This window comes from Lonsdalea quercina subsp. quercina (genome assembly GCF_000688655.1).
Classification (GTDB): domain Bacteria; phylum Pseudomonadota; class Gammaproteobacteria; order Enterobacterales; family Enterobacteriaceae; genus Lonsdalea; species Lonsdalea quercina.
In genome coordinates this window covers 130,992-146,002 of record NZ_JIBO01000016.1, presented here as the reverse complement: position 1 = coordinate 146,002, position 15,011 = coordinate 130,992, and the positions used below count along the sequence as shown (strand labels likewise).

At 58.6% G+C, this 15,011-nt stretch carries 13 protein-coding genes; 8 read left to right on the top strand and 5 right to left on the bottom strand.

Annotated elements, in window-relative coordinates; all coding sequences use genetic code 11:
• Nucleotides 1-116: 116 nt before the first annotated feature.
• The 4 genes from pepA (at nt 117) to RZ35_RS15125 (ending at nt 5,871) form a co-directional block, all read left to right on the top strand.
• The gene (gene pepA / locus RZ35_RS15140; protein WP_026744087.1) at nt 117-1,625 is read left to right on the top strand and encodes a leucyl aminopeptidase; all 1,509 of its coding nucleotides are present in this window, start codon (nt 117-119) and stop codon (nt 1,623-1,625) included.
• Nucleotides 1,626-1,762: 137 nt separating this feature from the next.
• Nucleotides 1,763-2,212: a DNA polymerase III subunit chi gene (locus RZ35_RS15135; RefSeq protein WP_026744086.1), complete on the top strand. Its 450-nt coding sequence runs from the start codon at nt 1,763-1,765 to the stop codon at nt 2,210-2,212.
• 12 nt (nt 2,213-2,224) lie between these two features.
• Entirely contained in the window at nt 2,225-5,080 is a 2,856-nt protein-coding gene (locus RZ35_RS15130; RefSeq protein ID WP_026744085.1) for a valine--tRNA ligase, read from the top strand.
• A gap of 287 nt (nt 5,081-5,367) precedes the next feature.
• Nucleotides 5,368-5,871, top strand: coding sequence for a GNAT family N-acetyltransferase (locus tag RZ35_RS15125; protein WP_026744084.1), 504 nt, complete (start codon nt 5,368-5,370; stop codon nt 5,869-5,871).
• A gap of 75 nt (nt 5,872-5,946) precedes the next feature.
• Here the strand turns inward: RZ35_RS15125 and rraB are convergent, their stop codons facing one another.
• Nucleotides 5,947-6,372: a ribonuclease E inhibitor RraB gene (rraB, locus tag RZ35_RS15120; RefSeq protein ID WP_026744083.1), complete on the bottom strand. Its 426-nt coding sequence runs from the start codon at nt 6,370-6,372 to the stop codon at nt 5,947-5,949.
• 161 nt (nt 6,373-6,533) lie between these two features.
• Between rraB and argF the strand changes: the two genes are divergently transcribed.
• From argF to ridA, 4 genes are all read left to right on the top strand, one after another.
• Nucleotides 6,534-7,544 (top strand): ornithine carbamoyltransferase, encoded by a 1,011-nt coding sequence (gene argF / locus RZ35_RS15115; protein ID WP_026744082.1) that lies wholly within the window; start codon nt 6,534-6,536, stop codon nt 7,542-7,544.
• A gap of 348 nt (nt 7,545-7,892) precedes the next feature.
• Nucleotides 7,893-8,828 carry an aspartate carbamoyltransferase gene (gene pyrB, locus RZ35_RS15110; RefSeq protein WP_026744081.1) on the top strand — a complete coding sequence of 312 codons (936 nt, stop codon included), beginning with the start codon at nt 7,893-7,895 and terminating at the stop codon, nt 8,826-8,828.
• Between the two features lie 13 nt (nt 8,829-8,841).
• A complete protein-coding gene (pyrI, locus tag RZ35_RS15105; protein WP_026744080.1) occupies nt 8,842-9,306 on the top strand; it encodes an aspartate carbamoyltransferase regulatory subunit in 465 nt (154 codons plus the stop codon).
• A 116-nt stretch (nt 9,307-9,422) separates the two neighbouring features.
• Nucleotides 9,423-9,809: a 2-iminobutanoate/2-iminopropanoate deaminase gene (gene ridA / locus RZ35_RS15100; protein WP_026744079.1), complete on the top strand. Its 387-nt coding sequence runs from the start codon at nt 9,423-9,425 to the stop codon at nt 9,807-9,809.
• A 122-nt stretch (nt 9,810-9,931) separates the two neighbouring features.
• On the opposite strand, the gene RZ35_RS15095 is transcribed toward ridA, so the two are convergent.
• The 4 genes from RZ35_RS15095 to RZ35_RS15080 are packed head-to-tail and all read right to left on the bottom strand — an operon-like array spanning nt 9,932 to nt 14,954.
• Entirely contained in the window at nt 9,932-11,527 is a 1,596-nt protein-coding gene (locus tag RZ35_RS15095) for an ABC transporter ATP-binding protein (RefSeq protein ID WP_026744078.1), read from the bottom strand.
• A complete protein-coding gene (locus tag RZ35_RS15090; RefSeq protein ID WP_026744077.1) occupies nt 11,520-12,341 on the bottom strand; it encodes an ABC transporter permease in 822 nt (273 codons plus the stop codon). The genes RZ35_RS15095 and RZ35_RS15090 overlap by 8 nt, the downstream gene beginning before the upstream one ends.
• A gap of 47 nt (nt 12,342-12,388) precedes the next feature.
• On the bottom strand, nt 12,389-13,354 hold the full coding sequence (locus tag RZ35_RS15085; RefSeq protein WP_051625594.1) for an ABC transporter permease: 966 nt from the start codon (nt 13,352-13,354) through the stop codon (nt 12,389-12,391).
• Nucleotides 13,355-13,412: 58 nt separating this feature from the next.
• On the bottom strand, nt 13,413-14,954 hold the full coding sequence (locus RZ35_RS15080) for an ABC transporter substrate-binding protein (RefSeq protein WP_026744075.1): 1,542 nt from the start codon (nt 14,952-14,954) through the stop codon (nt 13,413-13,415).
• Nucleotides 14,955-15,011 lie beyond the last annotated feature (57 nt).

Below are 15,011 nucleotides of genomic sequence, written 5' to 3'. Positions count from 1 at the left end.
TCGCTACGTCGTTCAGATTAACACAGGTTATGTTAACGCGACGGCGGGAAAGTATTACGGAGTGCCACATTCTAACCGTAGCACCCGCTGTTGTCTTTAAAGATTCAGGAGAGTACATGGAGTTCAGCGTAAAAAGCGGTAGCCCGGAAAAACAGCGCAGTGCCTGCATTGTCGTCGGTGTATTCGAACCGCGTCGTCTGTCACCTATCGCCGAACAACTGGATAAAATCAGTGACGGCTACATCAGCGCCCTGCTGCGCCGTGGCGAGCTGGAAGGCAAAGTCGGCCAATCATTGCTCCTGCACCATGTACCGAACATTCTTTCCGAGCGCATCCTGCTGATCGGTTGCGGAAAGGAGCGCGAGCTCGACGAGCGCCAGTACAAGCAGGTGGTCCAGCGCACCATCAACGCCCTTAACGATACCGGCTCTATGGAAGCCGTCTGCTTCCTGACCGAGCTGCATGTAAAAGGTCGTAACNCTTATTGGAAAGTGCGTCAGGCCGTTGAAACAGCGAAAGAGACGCTGTACACGTTCGATCAACTGAAAACCAACAAGGTGGAACCGCGCCGTCCACTGCGCAAAATGGTCTTCAACGTCCCGACCCGCCGCGAGCTCACCTCCGGCGAACGCGCCATTCAGCACGGTCTGGCGATTGCCTCCGGCATCAAAGCCGCCAAAGACCTCGGCAACATGCCGCCTAATATCTGCAACGCCGCCTATCTGGCATCGCAAGCCCGTCAGTTGGCTGACGCCTACGGCCACGTCACCACCCGCGTCATCGGCGAACAGCAGATGAAAGAGCTGGGGATGAACGCCTATCTAGCCGTGGGACAAGGCTCTCAAAACGAGTCGCTGATGTCGGTGATTGAATATAAAGGCAACCCCGACGCCGACGCTAAACCCATCGTGCTGGTCGGCAAAGGACTGACGTTCGACTCCGGCGGCATCTCCATCAANCCCGCCGACAGCATGGACGAAATGAAATACGACATGTGCGGCGCCGCCACGGTATATGGCGTCATGCGGATGGCGGCGGAGCTGGAACTGCCGCTGAACATCATCGGCGTACTGGCGGGCTGTGAGAACATGGTCGACGGGCGCGCTTACCGGCCGGGCGATATCCTGACCACCATGTCAGGTCAGACGGTGGAAGTCCTGAATACCGATGCGGAAGGCCGACTGGTCTTGTGCGACGCCCTGACCTACGTCGAACGTTACGAACCGGATGTGGTTATCGATATCGCCACGCTCACCGGCGCCTGCGTGATTGCGCTGGGTCACCACATCACCGGCCTGATGTCCAATCACAATCCGCTGGCGCATGAGCTACTGGGCGCTTCAGAACAGGCTGGCGACCGGGCATGGCGCTTGCCGATGCAGGACGAATATCAGGAACAGCTGGAGTCCAATTTCGCCGATATGGCGAACATCGGCGGTCGTCCCGGCGGCGCCATTACGGCGGCCTGTTTCCTGTCTCGCTTCACGCGTAAATACAGCTGGGCGCACCTGGACATCGCCGGTACCGCTTGGCGTTCCGGCAAAGCCAAAGGTGCGACGGGCCGTCCGGTGGCGCTGTTGTCACAGTTCTTACTCAACCGTGCCGGTCTGAACGACGTCGAGTAAGGGTACCTACCCGCGCTGACAGTGCATCCGGCGCATCACGACACTTAGGCGATTCCCGCGCAGGCGGGAATCTGNGTTTAACGCAAGCCTTGTCTACCCGCTCCAGTCAGAAACCAGCGACGGAAATTTAGGTAATCATGAAAAACGCAACGTTCTATCTTCTCGAAACAGAAGACCAAAGCGGAGAACTTAACGCGGTGGAAGCACTGACCTGCGAGCTGGCCGCCACACTGTGGCGAGCGGGCAAACGGGTGCTCGTTGCCTGTGAAGACGAGGCGCAGGCGCAGCGGCTGGATGAAGCCTTGTGGCAGCGTCCGCCACACNCCTTCGTGCCGCACAACCTGGCGGGGGAAGGTCCGCGTCAGGGGGCTGCTGTCGAGTTGGCCTGGCCCCACAAGCGAGGCAACGCGCCGCGCGAGGTCTTGATCAACCTGCAACCGCAGTTCGCAGATTTTGCCACCGCTTTCCATGAAGTGATAGACTTTGTCCCTTACGAAGAATCCCTGAAACAGTTGGCGCGCGACCGCTATAAAGCCTATCGCAGCGTCGGCTTCCGATTGACCACGGCTACACCGCCAACCCACTGAATTTTGAGCATAATGGAAAAGACATACAACCCGCACGATATAGAGCAGCCGCTTTACGAGCACTGGGAAAAACAAGGCTACTTCAAGCCAAACGGCGATACCGAGCAAGAAAGCTTCAGCATCATGATTCCGCCGCCCAACGTCACCGGCAGCCTGCACATGGGNCATGCTTTTCAACAAACCATTATGGATACTCTGATCCGCTATCAGCGCATGCAGGGCAAAAATACGCTGTGGCAAGCGGGGACCGACCATGCCGGTATCGCCACGCAGATGGTGGTTGAGCGTAAAATCGCCGCNGAAGAAGGCAAAACGCGCCACGATTACGGCCGCGAAGCCTTCATCGACAAAATCTGGCAGTGGAAAGAAGAATCCGGCGGCACCATCACGCGCCAGATGCGACGTCTGGGCAACTCCGTGGACTGGGAGCGCGAACGCTTCACCATGGATAAAGGCCTGTCCGACGCCGTGAAGGAAGTCTTCGTCCGCCTTTACAAAGAAGATCTGATCTATCGCGGCAAACGCCTGGTGAACTGGGATCCGAAACTGCGCACCGCCATCTCCGATCTGGAAGTGGAGAACCGCGACGTCAAAGGCTCCATGTGGCACCTGCGTTACCCGCTGGCCGACGGCGCCAAAACGGCGGAAGGCAAAGACTATCTGATCGTCGCCACCACCCGTCCCGAGACCGTATTGGGTGATACCGGCGTGGCGGTAAACCCGGAAGATCCTCGCTATAAAGATCTGATCGGCAAAGACGTCATTCTGCCGCTGATCGGCCGCCGCATCCCTATCCTCGCGGACGAACATGCCGACATGGAAAAAGGCACTGGCTGCGTAAAAATCNCGCCAGCCCACGACTTCAACGACTATGAAGTCGGTAAACGTCACGCGCTGCCCATGATCAACATCCTGACCTTCGACGGCGATATCCGTGAGCAGGCGGAAGTGTTCGACACCAACGGTAATGCCTCCGATGTCTATGACGGCACCATCCCGGAAGCCTTCCGCGGCATGGAACGCTTTGCCGCGCGCAAAGCGACCGTGGCCGCTTTCGACGAATTGGGCCTGCTGGAAGAGATCAAAGCGCATGACCTGACGGTGCCTTACGGCGACCGCGGCGGCGTGGTGATCGAACCGATGCTGACCGACCAGTGGTACGTCCGCACGGCGCCGCTGGCCAAACAGGCGGTGGAAGCCGTGGAAGAGGGTCGTATCCAGTTCGTACCGAAGCAGTATGAAAACATGTACTTCAGCTGGATGCGCGATATCCAGGACTGGTGTATCTCCCGTCAGTTGTGGTGGGGCCACCGTATTCCGGCCTGGTACGATGCCAACGGCAACGTCTACGTCGGCCGCGATGAAGCCGAAGTGCGCCGCGAAAACCATCTGGCGGAGGATGTCGCGCTGACTCAGGACGAAGACGTGCTGGACACCTGGTTCTCCTCCGGGCTGTGGACCTTCTCCACGCTGGGTTGGCCGGAACAGACGCCAGAGCTGAAAGCGTTCCATCCAAGCAGCGTGATGGTCAGCGGCTTCGACATCATTTTCTTCTGGATCGCCCGCATGATTATGCTGACGATGCATTTCATCAAAGATGAAAACGGCCAGCCGCAGGTGCCGTTCAACACCGTCTACATGACCGGTCTGATTCGTGATGACGAAGGCCAGAAAATGTCCAAATCCAAGGGTAACGTCATCGACCCGCTGGATATGGTCGACGGCATCTCTCTGGAAGCGCTGCTGGAAAAACGTACCGGCAATATGATGCAGCCGCAGCTGGCGGAAAAAATCCGCAAGCGCACAGAGAAGCAGTTCCCGAACGGTATCGAACCGCACGGTACCGACGCCCTGCGCTTCACGCTGGCGGCGCTGGCCTCCACGGGTCGCGACATCAACTGGGACATGAAGCGCCTGGAAGGCTATCGCAACTTCTGTAACAAGCTGTGGAACGCCAGCCGTTTCGTCCTGATGAACACCGAAGGACAGGATTGCGGTATGCAAGGCGGCGAACGTGTCCTGTCTCTGGCCGACCGCTGGATTCTGGCTGAATTCAATCGCACGGTGAAAGCCTACCGTGAGGCGCTCGACAGCTACCGCTTCGATCTCGCGGCCAACATCCTCTATGAGTTCACCTGGAACCAGTTCTGCGACTGGTATCTGGAACTGGCCAAGCCGGTCATGAACGGCGGCAGCGAAGCGGAACTTCGCGGCACCCGTCACACGTTGGTACAGGTGCTGGAAGCGCTGCTGCGTCTGGCGCACCCGATTATTCCGTTCATCACGGAAACGATCTGGCAGCGCGTGAAAACGCTGAAAGGCATCGATGCCGATACCATCATGCTGCAGCCGTTCCCGGCCTTCGATGTCGCGCTGGAAGACAGTCAGGCGCTGCACGATCTGGAGTGGATTAAACAAACCATTATCGCCGTGCGTAACATTCGCGCCGAGATGAATATTGCTCCCAGCAAACCGTTGGAAATGCTGCTGCGCGACAGCAACGCCGACGCGCAGCGCCGGGTAGCAGAGAACCTCAGCTTCATCAAAACGCTGGCGCGACTAGAGAGCATCGACGTCCTGCCTGCCGGCGATAAAGGCCCGGTTTCCGTCGCCAAGCTGGTGGACGGCGCCGAGCTGCTGATCCCGATGGCCGGTCTGATCGACAAGGTCAGCGAGCTGGATCGCTTAGCGAAAGAGGTCGCGAAGATCGATGGCGAGATCTCGCGTATCGAAAGCAAACTGGCGAATGAAGGTTTTGTGGCGCGCGCCCCGGAAGCGGTCGTCGCCAAAGAGCGCGAGAAGCTGACCCACTACGCTGACGCGAAAGCGAAGTTGCTGGAGCAGCAGGCAACCATCGCCGCGCTGTAAGCAAAATCATCTTCGACCCCGTGCGATCTGCTCGCGGTCGACAAAAAGGGAGATCGTCCAGATCTCCCTTTTTATTGCATTGCGTCCCCCTTTAAACAATACCTCTACAGTCCGTTTGTCGGATATCGAAACGCATAACGCAATCCCTTATACAATCGTCGCAGCCAGCCTGTGTACGGACGGCTGCGACGATTGCATTCGAGCCGAATAAAGTGTTATTACAGTCAGTGTATCCACTTTCCTCATTTGGCCACGACGGTAAACTGAAAAGCGAGCATTGAAGCACCATGACAATCGCAACTCCCGTTCAACTTTTGATTCGCCCCATCACTGCGGCCGACAACGCCGCGATGGCTGGCGTGATCCGCCGCGTGTCGGCTGAGTTCGGGTTGACGGCGGACAAAGGCTACACCATCGCCGATCCCGATCTGGACTCGCTGTTCCAACTGTACGACCGCCCGCAGTGTGCTTATTGGGNGGTGGAGTGCGGCGGCGAAGTGGTTGGCGGCGGCGGCGTGGCCCCGCTGTCAGGAGGAGATGCGGATATTTGCGAGCTACAAAAGATGTATTTTTTACCGGTGGCGCGTGGACGGGGGCTCGCCAGACAGCTTGCACAGCAAGCCCTGGAATTTGGCCGTCAGCACGGCTTTAGCCGCTGCTATCTGGAGACGACCGGCCACCTTACCAGCGCCATTCGGCTCTATGAAAAGTTGGGATTTCGCCAAATTCCCTATGCCTTAGGGAGCACCGGTCATGTGGNCTGTGAAGTGAGAATGATGAAGCCGCTGTAAGAAATGGCTGACGGCGGTGACGCCGCCGGCAACATCGCGAGGCCCGGAGAAGAGGGCCTCGCAGAGATCGAAGAATTAGTGACGCTTGCCGTCATCATCCTCGTCGTAAAATTCACCTTCGCCTTCATCATCTTCGTCAGAGCCGTTCGGGTCTTCGAAGTAAGTGCCCCAGCCATCGTAATTGATCTCATGACGCTCGGCCAATGCCAGCAGCTGTTCGACCTGGCCGTCGATGATTTCGGCTTTGAGCGACACTTCGCTGATCACGTCGCAGCACATCAGCAGCAAGCCTTCTTCAACTTCCAGCTCTTCCGCATCCGTGACTTCGTAGCCCAGCTTGAAGGCGTCAACCGCCACCTTTTCCAGGTCTTCGAACTTCTCGGCGGAGAAGTGATGCTCGATAGTGTAGACCGCGTCAGGATCGCTGCCATCCTCCAGCAACTCTTCAATAATCAGCCGCGTTTCTTCACGCTGCTCTTCCAACAATTCACGGTTTACCATGACTCAGTCCTCATTAATCGGCGAGATATCGTCGCATTGTCCCACAGCCCCGCACCCGGCTCCACCACAAAGTTTGACCCTGGCACTTGAAATTGAATATTTACACATATAAAGTGAATTTTAATTCAATCACAAGGATTGTCCGCACGGAGATAAGCACAATGAACCCGTTCTACAAACGTCATTTTTTGAGACTCATGGATTTTACGCCAGCAGAAATCAGCAGCCTGTTATCCCTGTCAGCAAAACTGAAATCAGACAAAAAAAAGGGGGCAGAAACCCGTCACCTGCAAGGGAAAAACATCGCACTCATCTTCGAAAAAGATTCGACCCGCACTCGCTGCTCTTTCGAAGTTGCTGCGTACGATCAGGGTGCGCAGGTCACCTATCTGGCCCCAAGCGGCAGCCAGATTGGTCATAAGGAGTCCATGAAGGATACGGCGCGCGTGCTGGGACGGATGTACGACGGTATTCAGTACCGTGGCTATGGTCAGGCGCGAGTCGAAACGCTGGCGGAGCTGTCCGGCGTCCCCGTATGGAACGGGTTAACCGATGAATTTCATCCCACCCAGCTGCTGGCGGACCTGCTGACGATGCAGGAGCACACGCCTGGCCGCCCGCTGTCCGGGCTGAAGCTGGCCTACGTCGGCGATGCCCGTAACAATATGGGTAACACCATGCTGGAAGCGGCAGCGTTAACCGGACTGGATCTGCGTCTGATCGCCCCGAAAAGCTGCTGGCCGGAAACGGGTCTGGTCGCGGAATGTCAGGCCGCAGCAGAGAAAACCGGCGGCAGCATCACACTGACGGAAGACATTGCGATGGGCGTCAAAGACGTCGATTTCATCTATACCGACGTGTGGGTCTCCATGGGAGAACCCAAAGACGTGTGGGCGCAGCGCATCGATTTGCTAAAACCCTATCAGGTCAATATGGCCATGATCGCAGCATCGGGCAATCCGCAGGTTAAATTCCTGCACTGCCTGCCCGCCTTTCATGACGACCAAACGGCTATCGGCAAGCAGATGGCCGAACAGTACGGGTTGCACGGCGGCATGGAAGTCACCGATGAGGTATTCGAGTCCAGACACAGCATTGTGTTCGATCAGGCGGAAAACCGGATGCACACGATTAAAGCCGTGATGGTCGCCACTCTGAGTCCCAGCCTGTAGCGCATCGTTTCACTGTCGTCCCGGCCCCATAATCGGTCCGTCGACGGCAGTGGAGCACAATCCATTCGCAACCGATTGCTGACAGGCAAAAGCTGCGTTTTTCGCTTGAAATCACCTCTTCCGCGCGTATAATTCCGGGCAGTTTGCCGGGAGGAACCATGTACAACGCAGCCATCTTTGTCGGTCATCAACCGCAACTGCCTTCTGGCAGCCACGCCGCGTTTTTTCTCCCTGTACATCCTGTTTCATTGAAAAAAGCCCCTCGTTGAGGGGCTTTTTTTTGTCTGTCGAAAAGGGCGTCAGGCCGCCACCCTGTAGACCGTGCCGAACCGTTAGGAGAATCGCCAAATGGTCAATCCGCTTTATAAAAGACACATTATCTCAATCAACGATCTCAGCCGGGACGATCTGCTGCTGACGCTGAAAGTCGCCGCCAGCCTGAAAGCCAACCCACAGCCCGAGCTGTTGAAACATAAAGTGATTGCCAGCTGCTTCTTCGAGGCTTCCACGCGCACCCGTCTTTCGTTCGAAACCGCTATGCACCGTCTGGGCGCCTCCGTGGTAGGCTTCGCCGACAGCAGCAACACGTCGCTCGGAAAAAAAGGCGAGACGCTGGCGGACACGATTTCCGTGGTCAGCAACTACGTGGACGCCATCGTGATGCGCCATCCGCAGGAAGGCGCGGCTCGTCTGGCAGCGGAGTTCTCTCAGGGCATTCCCGTCCTGAATGCCGGGGACGGCGCCAACCAGCACCCTTCTCAGACGCTGCTCGACCTGTTCACCATTCAGGAAACGCAGGGGCGGTTGGATAACATCAACATCGCGATGGTCGGGGATCTGAAATACGGCCGCACCGTCCACTCTCTGACGCAGGCGCTGGCCAAGTTCGAGGGCAACCGCTTCTACTTTATCGCGCCCGATGCGTTGGCCATGCCGGACTATATTTTGAAAATGCTGGACGATCGGAACATTCCTTATAGCCTGCATAACAGTATCGAAGAAGTCGTGCCGGCGCTGGATATCCTCTACATGACGCGCGTCCAGAAAGAGCGGCTCGACCCGTCCGAATACATCAACATCAAAGCGCAGTACATCCTGCATGCCGTGGATCTCGCCGAGGCGCGCGCGAATCTGAAAGTGCTGCATCCCCTGCCACGCATCGATGAAATCACTACCGACGTCGATGACACGCCCTACGCCTACTATTTCCAGCAGGCCGGCAACGGCATTTTCGCGCGTCAAGCTCTGCTGGCCCTGGTGCTGAACAGCGAACTGGTTCTGTAAGAGAGGAAGACACATGACTCACGACAACAAATTACAGGTGGAAGCCATCAAACGCGGTACGGTGATCGACCACATTCCGGCGCAAATCGGCTTTAAGCTGCTCACCCTGTTCAAGTTCACCGACACCGACCAGCGCATCACCATCGGTCTGAATCTGCCGTCTAACGAGCTAGGCCGCAAAGACCTGATCAAGATCGAGAACGTTTTCCTGACGGAAGAACAGGCCAATCAGCTGGCGATGTACGCGCCGCAGGCAACCGTCAATCAGATCGACCAGTACAACGTCGTGCGCAAGCTGCATCCGCAACTCCCTGAGCATGTCCACGGCATCCTGACCTGCCCGAACACCAACTGCATCAGCCACAGCGAACCGGTCACCTCTTCCTTCACCGTGAAATCTCATGAAGACGAAGTGCTGCTGAAGTGCAAATACTGCGAAAAAGAGTTTGAACGTCAGGCGGTGCTGAACAGCCGCTGAGCGACCGGATATCAGAAACCTATTGCCTCGTGAAGCGACTCACGGGGTAGAATGGGGTTATGTTTCAGGAATAATGGATGCTGCAAGCACGCATTCGGACTCAATCAGGAGAAAACATGTCTCGCATTATCAGTACGGAACACGCTCCGGCCGCTATCGGTCCTTATGTTCAGGCCGTCGATCTCGGCAATATGGTACTTACCTCGGGTCAGATCCCCGTCGATCCTAAAACCGGTCTGGTTCCTGACGACGTCGCCGCGCAGGCACGCCAGTCGCTGGAAAACGTCAAAGCCATTGTTGAAGCCGCCGGTCTGAAGGTGAGCGACGTGGTGAAAATGACAGTATTCGTCAAAGACCTGAACGACTTTGCGACGGTGAACGCGACTTATGAAGCTTTCTTCAATGAAAACGATGCCCCGTTCCCGGCCCGCTCCTGCGTGGAAGTCGCTCGCCTGCCGAAAGACGTGAAGATCGAAATCGAGGCCATTGCCGTTCGCCGCTAAGCGCGCCGCCTCCTCGCCAATAAAAAAGACGCGCCCCGAAAGGCGCGTCTTTTTCGATCTTAACTCCAAGTATTAATTCATCATACCCGTCCAGAAAAGCAGCGCGGAATCGCGCGCATCCCTTAATCGGCGTCGCTCTCGTTCTGCGCCATCACTTCCTGCAACCAGCCGCCGCGCATCTCCGGTACGGCGATCAGCAACTCGCGGGTATACTCGTCGAGCGGCGGAGACAGCGCTTCTTCCACCCGGCCCTGACGGACAATCCGCCCCTGACGTAACACCGCGACGCTGTCCGCGACTTCCCGCACCACATGCAAATCATGCGTGATGAACAGGTAGGAGACGCCGGTTTCCTGCTGGATGCGACGCAACAGCGCCAGCACATCGCGCGCCACCAGCGGGTCCAGCGCAGACGTTGGTTCATCGCAGATAATCAGTTCCGGCTGTGCGGCCAGCGCGCGNGCGATGCACACACGCTGCTTCTGGCCGCCCGAGAGCGACGTCGGCAGACGATGTGCGATGTCGGCGGAGAGTCCGACCTGCTCAAGCAACGCATTGACACGCCCGCGGCGCGCGGCAGGGTCAAGATCCGTCAGGCAGACCATCGCTCGCTCGATTTGCACGCTCACACTGAGACGCGGATTCAGCGCCATGTCCGGGTGCTGGTGAATCATTTGAATGGACTGCAGCTGTCGTCGGCTACGCTTCGCCAGCGTCGCAGGCAGCGTTTCTCCCCGCAGTCGGATATCTCCCTGACTGGGCGCCAGTAATCCGCACACCGTGCGCCCGAGCGTCGATTTGCCCGACCCGGACTCGCCGATCACCGCCAGCGTGCGCCCTCGCGCCAAACGGAGCGAAATGTCATGAAGCACCGGCTGACGCTGATAGCGCGCCTCTAACTGCTCGATGTCCAGCAGCACCTCGCCCTCATCCGGCTGCGGCATTTTCGGTTCGCCGCGCGCCTGCAACAGCTGACGGGTGTACTCCTGCGACGGGCGCGCCAGGATCGCCTCCGTCGCGCCGACTTCCACCTGCCGCCCCCGGCGCAGCACCATGATGCGCTGGCTCAGCTGCGCCACCACCGCCAGATCGTGACTGATGTAAAGTGCCGCCACGCCGGTCATACGGATGATGTCGTCGATGGCTTTGAGCACGCCAAGTTGAGTCGTGACGTCCAGCGCCGTGGTCGGTTCATCGAAGATAATCAGCTCCGGTCCCGCGCACATCGCCATCGCGATCATCGCCCGCTGCAACTGCCCGCCGGACACCTGATGCGGATAACGCTGGAAGAAGCTCGACGGGTCGGGCAACGACAGCTGAGCGAACAGCGTCATCGCCCGTTCGATCGCCTGTCGNCGCGACATCACACGATGGCGCACCGCCGTTTCGATCACTTGCTCGCCGATCTTGCGGGCTGGATTAAAAGCCGTACTGGCCGACTGGGCAACGTAGGCGATGCGGGGACCGCGCACCCGGCGCAGCTGGCGCTCGGATAACGCCGCCAGATCTGTTCCCTGAAACCAGATATGACCGCCCTGAATCTGCATCCCGTGGCGGCAGTGACCGAGAATCGCCTGACCAATGGTGGACTTGCCCGCGCCGGACTCGCCAATCAGCCCCAGCACCTCGCCTTTTTTCAGCGAGAACGAAATGTCCTGAACCAGCGTGCTATCACCCGCCACCACTTTTAATGCTTCGACTCGCAGCAGCTCAACCATGTCGACCTCCCTGCCAGCGACGGCCGTCGCGACTCAGCAGCCAGTCGGCCACCACGCTGAGCGATATCGCCAGCAGCGCGATCGCCGCGCCCGGCACCAGCGCAGCCCAGACGCCAAACAGAATGCCGTCTTTATTATCCCGCGCCAGCCCGCCCCAATCGGCGGTCGGCGGCTGGATGCCCATCCCCAGAAACGACAGGGCGGAGAGGAACAACAGAATGAAAATAAAACGCAGTGCGAACTCCGCGATCAGCGTGGTCAGCGCGTTCGGCAAGATTTCCCGCCACAGGATCCAGCGCATCGATTCGCCGCGCATCCGCGCGGCTTCAATAAACTCCTGCGTCGCCAGATCGACCGCCAACGCCCGCGCCACACGCAGTACCTGAGTCGCTTCGAGCACGCCCAGCACGACGATAATGACGAACAGGCTTTTCGGGAGCAGCGCGAGCACCACCAGCGCCAGGATCAGGGTCGGGATCGCCATCAGCACATCGTTGACGCGAGAGATGACCTGATCGATCACGCCGCCGCACACTCCGGCCAGAAAACCGAGCAGCGTGCCGAGAACAAATGCCAACGCGGCCGCCAGCGCCGTCACGGTCAGCGACGTCCTCGTCCCCCAAATCAATCGGGAAAACAGGTCTCGGCCCAAATTATCGGTGCCCAGCCATGCGCGATCCATCGGCCCTGACCACGCGCCGCCGATCACCTGATCGGCCGGGAAAGGCGCGATCCAGGGGGCGAAAACGGCCACCAGAATAAACAGGCTCAGCCCTGACAGGCCGAGTACAACGGAAGGTTTCACAGGAGGCATGTGCTCTTATCCATTACCATCAAGACGATCTTGTGGGCCGCGCCGGCTCATCCGTTCGACGGCCGGGAGTGGCGTAAACGCGGGTTGGCCATCAACGCCACCACGTCCGCCAGCAGGTTTAGCAAAATATAAATGGCGGCCAGCACCAGCGCGCAGTCCTGAATCACCGGAATATCGCGTTTGCTGATGCTGTCGACCATATATTGTCCCAGTCCGGGGTAAACAAAGACGTTTTCCACAATCACCACGCCCACCATCAGGTAGGCCAGATTCAACACGATCACGTTGATGATCGGCCCCCAGGCGTTGGGCAGCACGTGGCGCAAGAGGATGCGGGAAGGCGACAGCCCTTTCAGCAGCGCGGTATCGACATACGCGGCATTCTGGGCGCTGATCAGCGCGGCGCGCGTCATGTTGCTCATATGACCCAGCACCGCCAGCAGCAGCGTCATGGCGGGCAGCGCGACGGCGGTTAAACGGTCCGCGAACGGCATCCCCTCATTCACGCTGCTGTTGCTCGGCAGCCAATAAAGCGTGATGGAGAACACGAGAATCAACAGATAGCCCGAGAAAAACTCCGGCAGCGCCACCGCCGTGCGCGTAAACAGGTTCAAGAGCTGGTCGAGCCAGCTGCCCTGATAACGCACCGATAGAAAACCGATGAGCAGCGCCAACGGCACTGCCACCGCAGACGTGCAGGCGGCCAGAAACAGCGTGTTTTCAAGCCGATAGGCCAGCACCGGTCCGACCGGCTGGCGGCTGGTGAAGCTATGACCGAAGTCGCCGTGGGCGATGCCCGACAGCCAGCTGACATAGCGCGTCAACGCCGGTTGGTCCAGCCCGAGCTGAAGATTGAGCGCCTTCACGGCGTCCGGCGTGGCCGTCTGTCCCAGGATGGCGGTCGCCGCATTCCCCGGCAACAGCTGGATCCCGGCGAAAATCAGCGCCGACACCACCACGATCATCACCCCGCCAGCCAGCAAACGACGCAAAATCATCGTCAGCAGCGGCATGCGGGTACTTACGCTATCAAGCACGCTCACCTCGTTTTACCTGTCGGCCCGGCGATCCTTATGCCAGCCACAATTTTTCTGCGGCGCGATTGCCGCTCAGCGGGAAGCCCGGAATGGCCGTCAGCCCTTTCACGCGTTGACTGCACGCGTCGAGAGAGTCGGCGTACAGCGGAATGATTTCGCTGCCCTTTTCCACCAGCATCAGCTGAATATCATGATAAATCTGACGGCGTTTGTCTTCGTTGACTTCACCGCGCGCCGCCTGCACCAGTTGGTCGAAAGACGGTTCTTTCCACCCGGACTCATTCCACGGCGCGGTGCTGGTGAAGACCAGCGATAACAGCGCATCCGTCGTCGGGCGCATAGACCAGTTGGAAGACACGAACGGTTTTTTCATCCAGACATTGTCCCAGAATGCATCGTCAGGCACACGCTCCACCTTTAACGGAATGCCCGCTCGCTGAGCGGAGGCCTGATAGAGCTGGCCCGCATCCACCGCGCCGGGAAAGCCCGCATCGGCGACCGACAGCACCAGCGGCGCGTTGAATCCGGCTTTCTGCCAGTGCCATTTGGCCTTCTCCGGGTCGTACGGACGCTGCGGAATATCTTTCGCAAAGTCGCGGCTGGAGGGGAACACCGGATTATCGTTGGCGACGGTGCCATAACCGCCCAGCACGGTGTCGATGATCTGCTGGCGATCGATCGCGTATTTGAGCGCCAGTCGACCGTCCTGCGAGGTGAACGGCGGCAGATTGCCGAGGCCTGGGAAAGTGAAGATCTGGCTATCATGCGACCGCAGCAGCTGTAGATTCGGCATCTTCTCAATGCGCCCGACGATACGCGGATTCACGCGGTTGATGAGATGCGCGGAGCCACTCACCAGCGCCGCGACGCGGGCCGTAGAGTCGTTCATCGCCAGCGTTTCGACCGAGTCGACGTGGCCGCGCCCGCTGTTCCAGTGATTCGGGTTGCGTTTGACCAGCGTACGCACGCCGGGCTGGAAGCTTTCCAGAATAAAAGCGCCGGTGCCGATGCCTTTATCGAACGATTCGTTCTCCGGCGTGATAGCGAAATGCACATCGCTCAGCAGCGCCACGAACTCCACGTTCGGCGCATTTAAGCGGATCGTCACTTCGTGCGTGCCGGTCGCTTCCAGCGCCGTGACCGGCTCCAGATAGCCTTTGACTGACGAGCTGGAGTCTGCGCTACGGTGATGATTCAGCGAATAGATGACGTCTTTGGCGGTCAACGTGCGGCCGTCATGGAACTGTACGCCCTGCCGGATTTTCAGCACCCAGACGCGGCCGCCTTCTTGGCTGTCCCAGGACTCCGCCAACGACGGGCTGAGTTCGCCGCGTTCATCCAGCTCGACCAGATTATTAAACAGCTGGGAGCCGACGAAATACATGTAGGTTTCGAACCAAAATGCAGGATCGAGGCGGTCGGTGCTGGACGCATTATCCACGCCGACGACCAAATGCCCGCCTTTCTTCGGCGTTTCGGTCGCATCCGCGCCCCACGCATGGCCGAGCGGCCAGCCCGCGGTGGCGGTGGCCACCGAAAGCGCGCAGGCGTTCTTGATAAAGTGACGACGATTCATGATGTATTCCCCTGTAGTCCCCTGCGCGTGGCGAGAGGTTATTATCGTTATAGACGC

Excerpts from the sequence above, each read along its gene's own strand:
- rraB (WP_026744083.1), bottom strand. The coding sequence starts at position 6,372 with ATGGTAAACCGTGAATTGTTGGAAGAGCAGCGTGAAGAAACGCGGCTG.
- argF (WP_026744082.1), top strand. The coding sequence starts at position 6,534 with ATGAACCCGTTCTACAAACGTCATTTTTTGAGACTCATGGATTTTACG.
- pyrB (WP_026744081.1), top strand. The coding sequence starts at position 7,893 with ATGGTCAATCCGCTTTATAAAAGACACATTATCTCAATCAACGATCTC.
- pyrI (WP_026744080.1), top strand. The coding sequence starts at position 8,842 with ATGACTCACGACAACAAATTACAGGTGGAAGCCATCAAACGCGGTACG.
- ridA (WP_026744079.1), top strand. The coding sequence starts at position 9,423 with ATGTCTCGCATTATCAGTACGGAACACGCTCCGGCCGCTATCGGTCCT.
- RZ35_RS15090 (WP_026744077.1), bottom strand. The coding sequence starts at position 12,341 with ATGCCTCCTGTGAAACCTTCCGTTGTACTCGGCCTGTCAGGGCTGAGC.
- RZ35_RS15085 (WP_051625594.1), bottom strand. The coding sequence starts at position 13,354 with ATGCCGCTGCTGACGATGATTTTGCGTCGTTTGCTGGCTGGCGGGGTG.
- RZ35_RS15080 (WP_026744075.1), bottom strand. The coding sequence starts at position 14,954 with ATGAATCGTCGTCACTTTATCAAGAACGCCTGCGCGCTTTCGGTGGCC.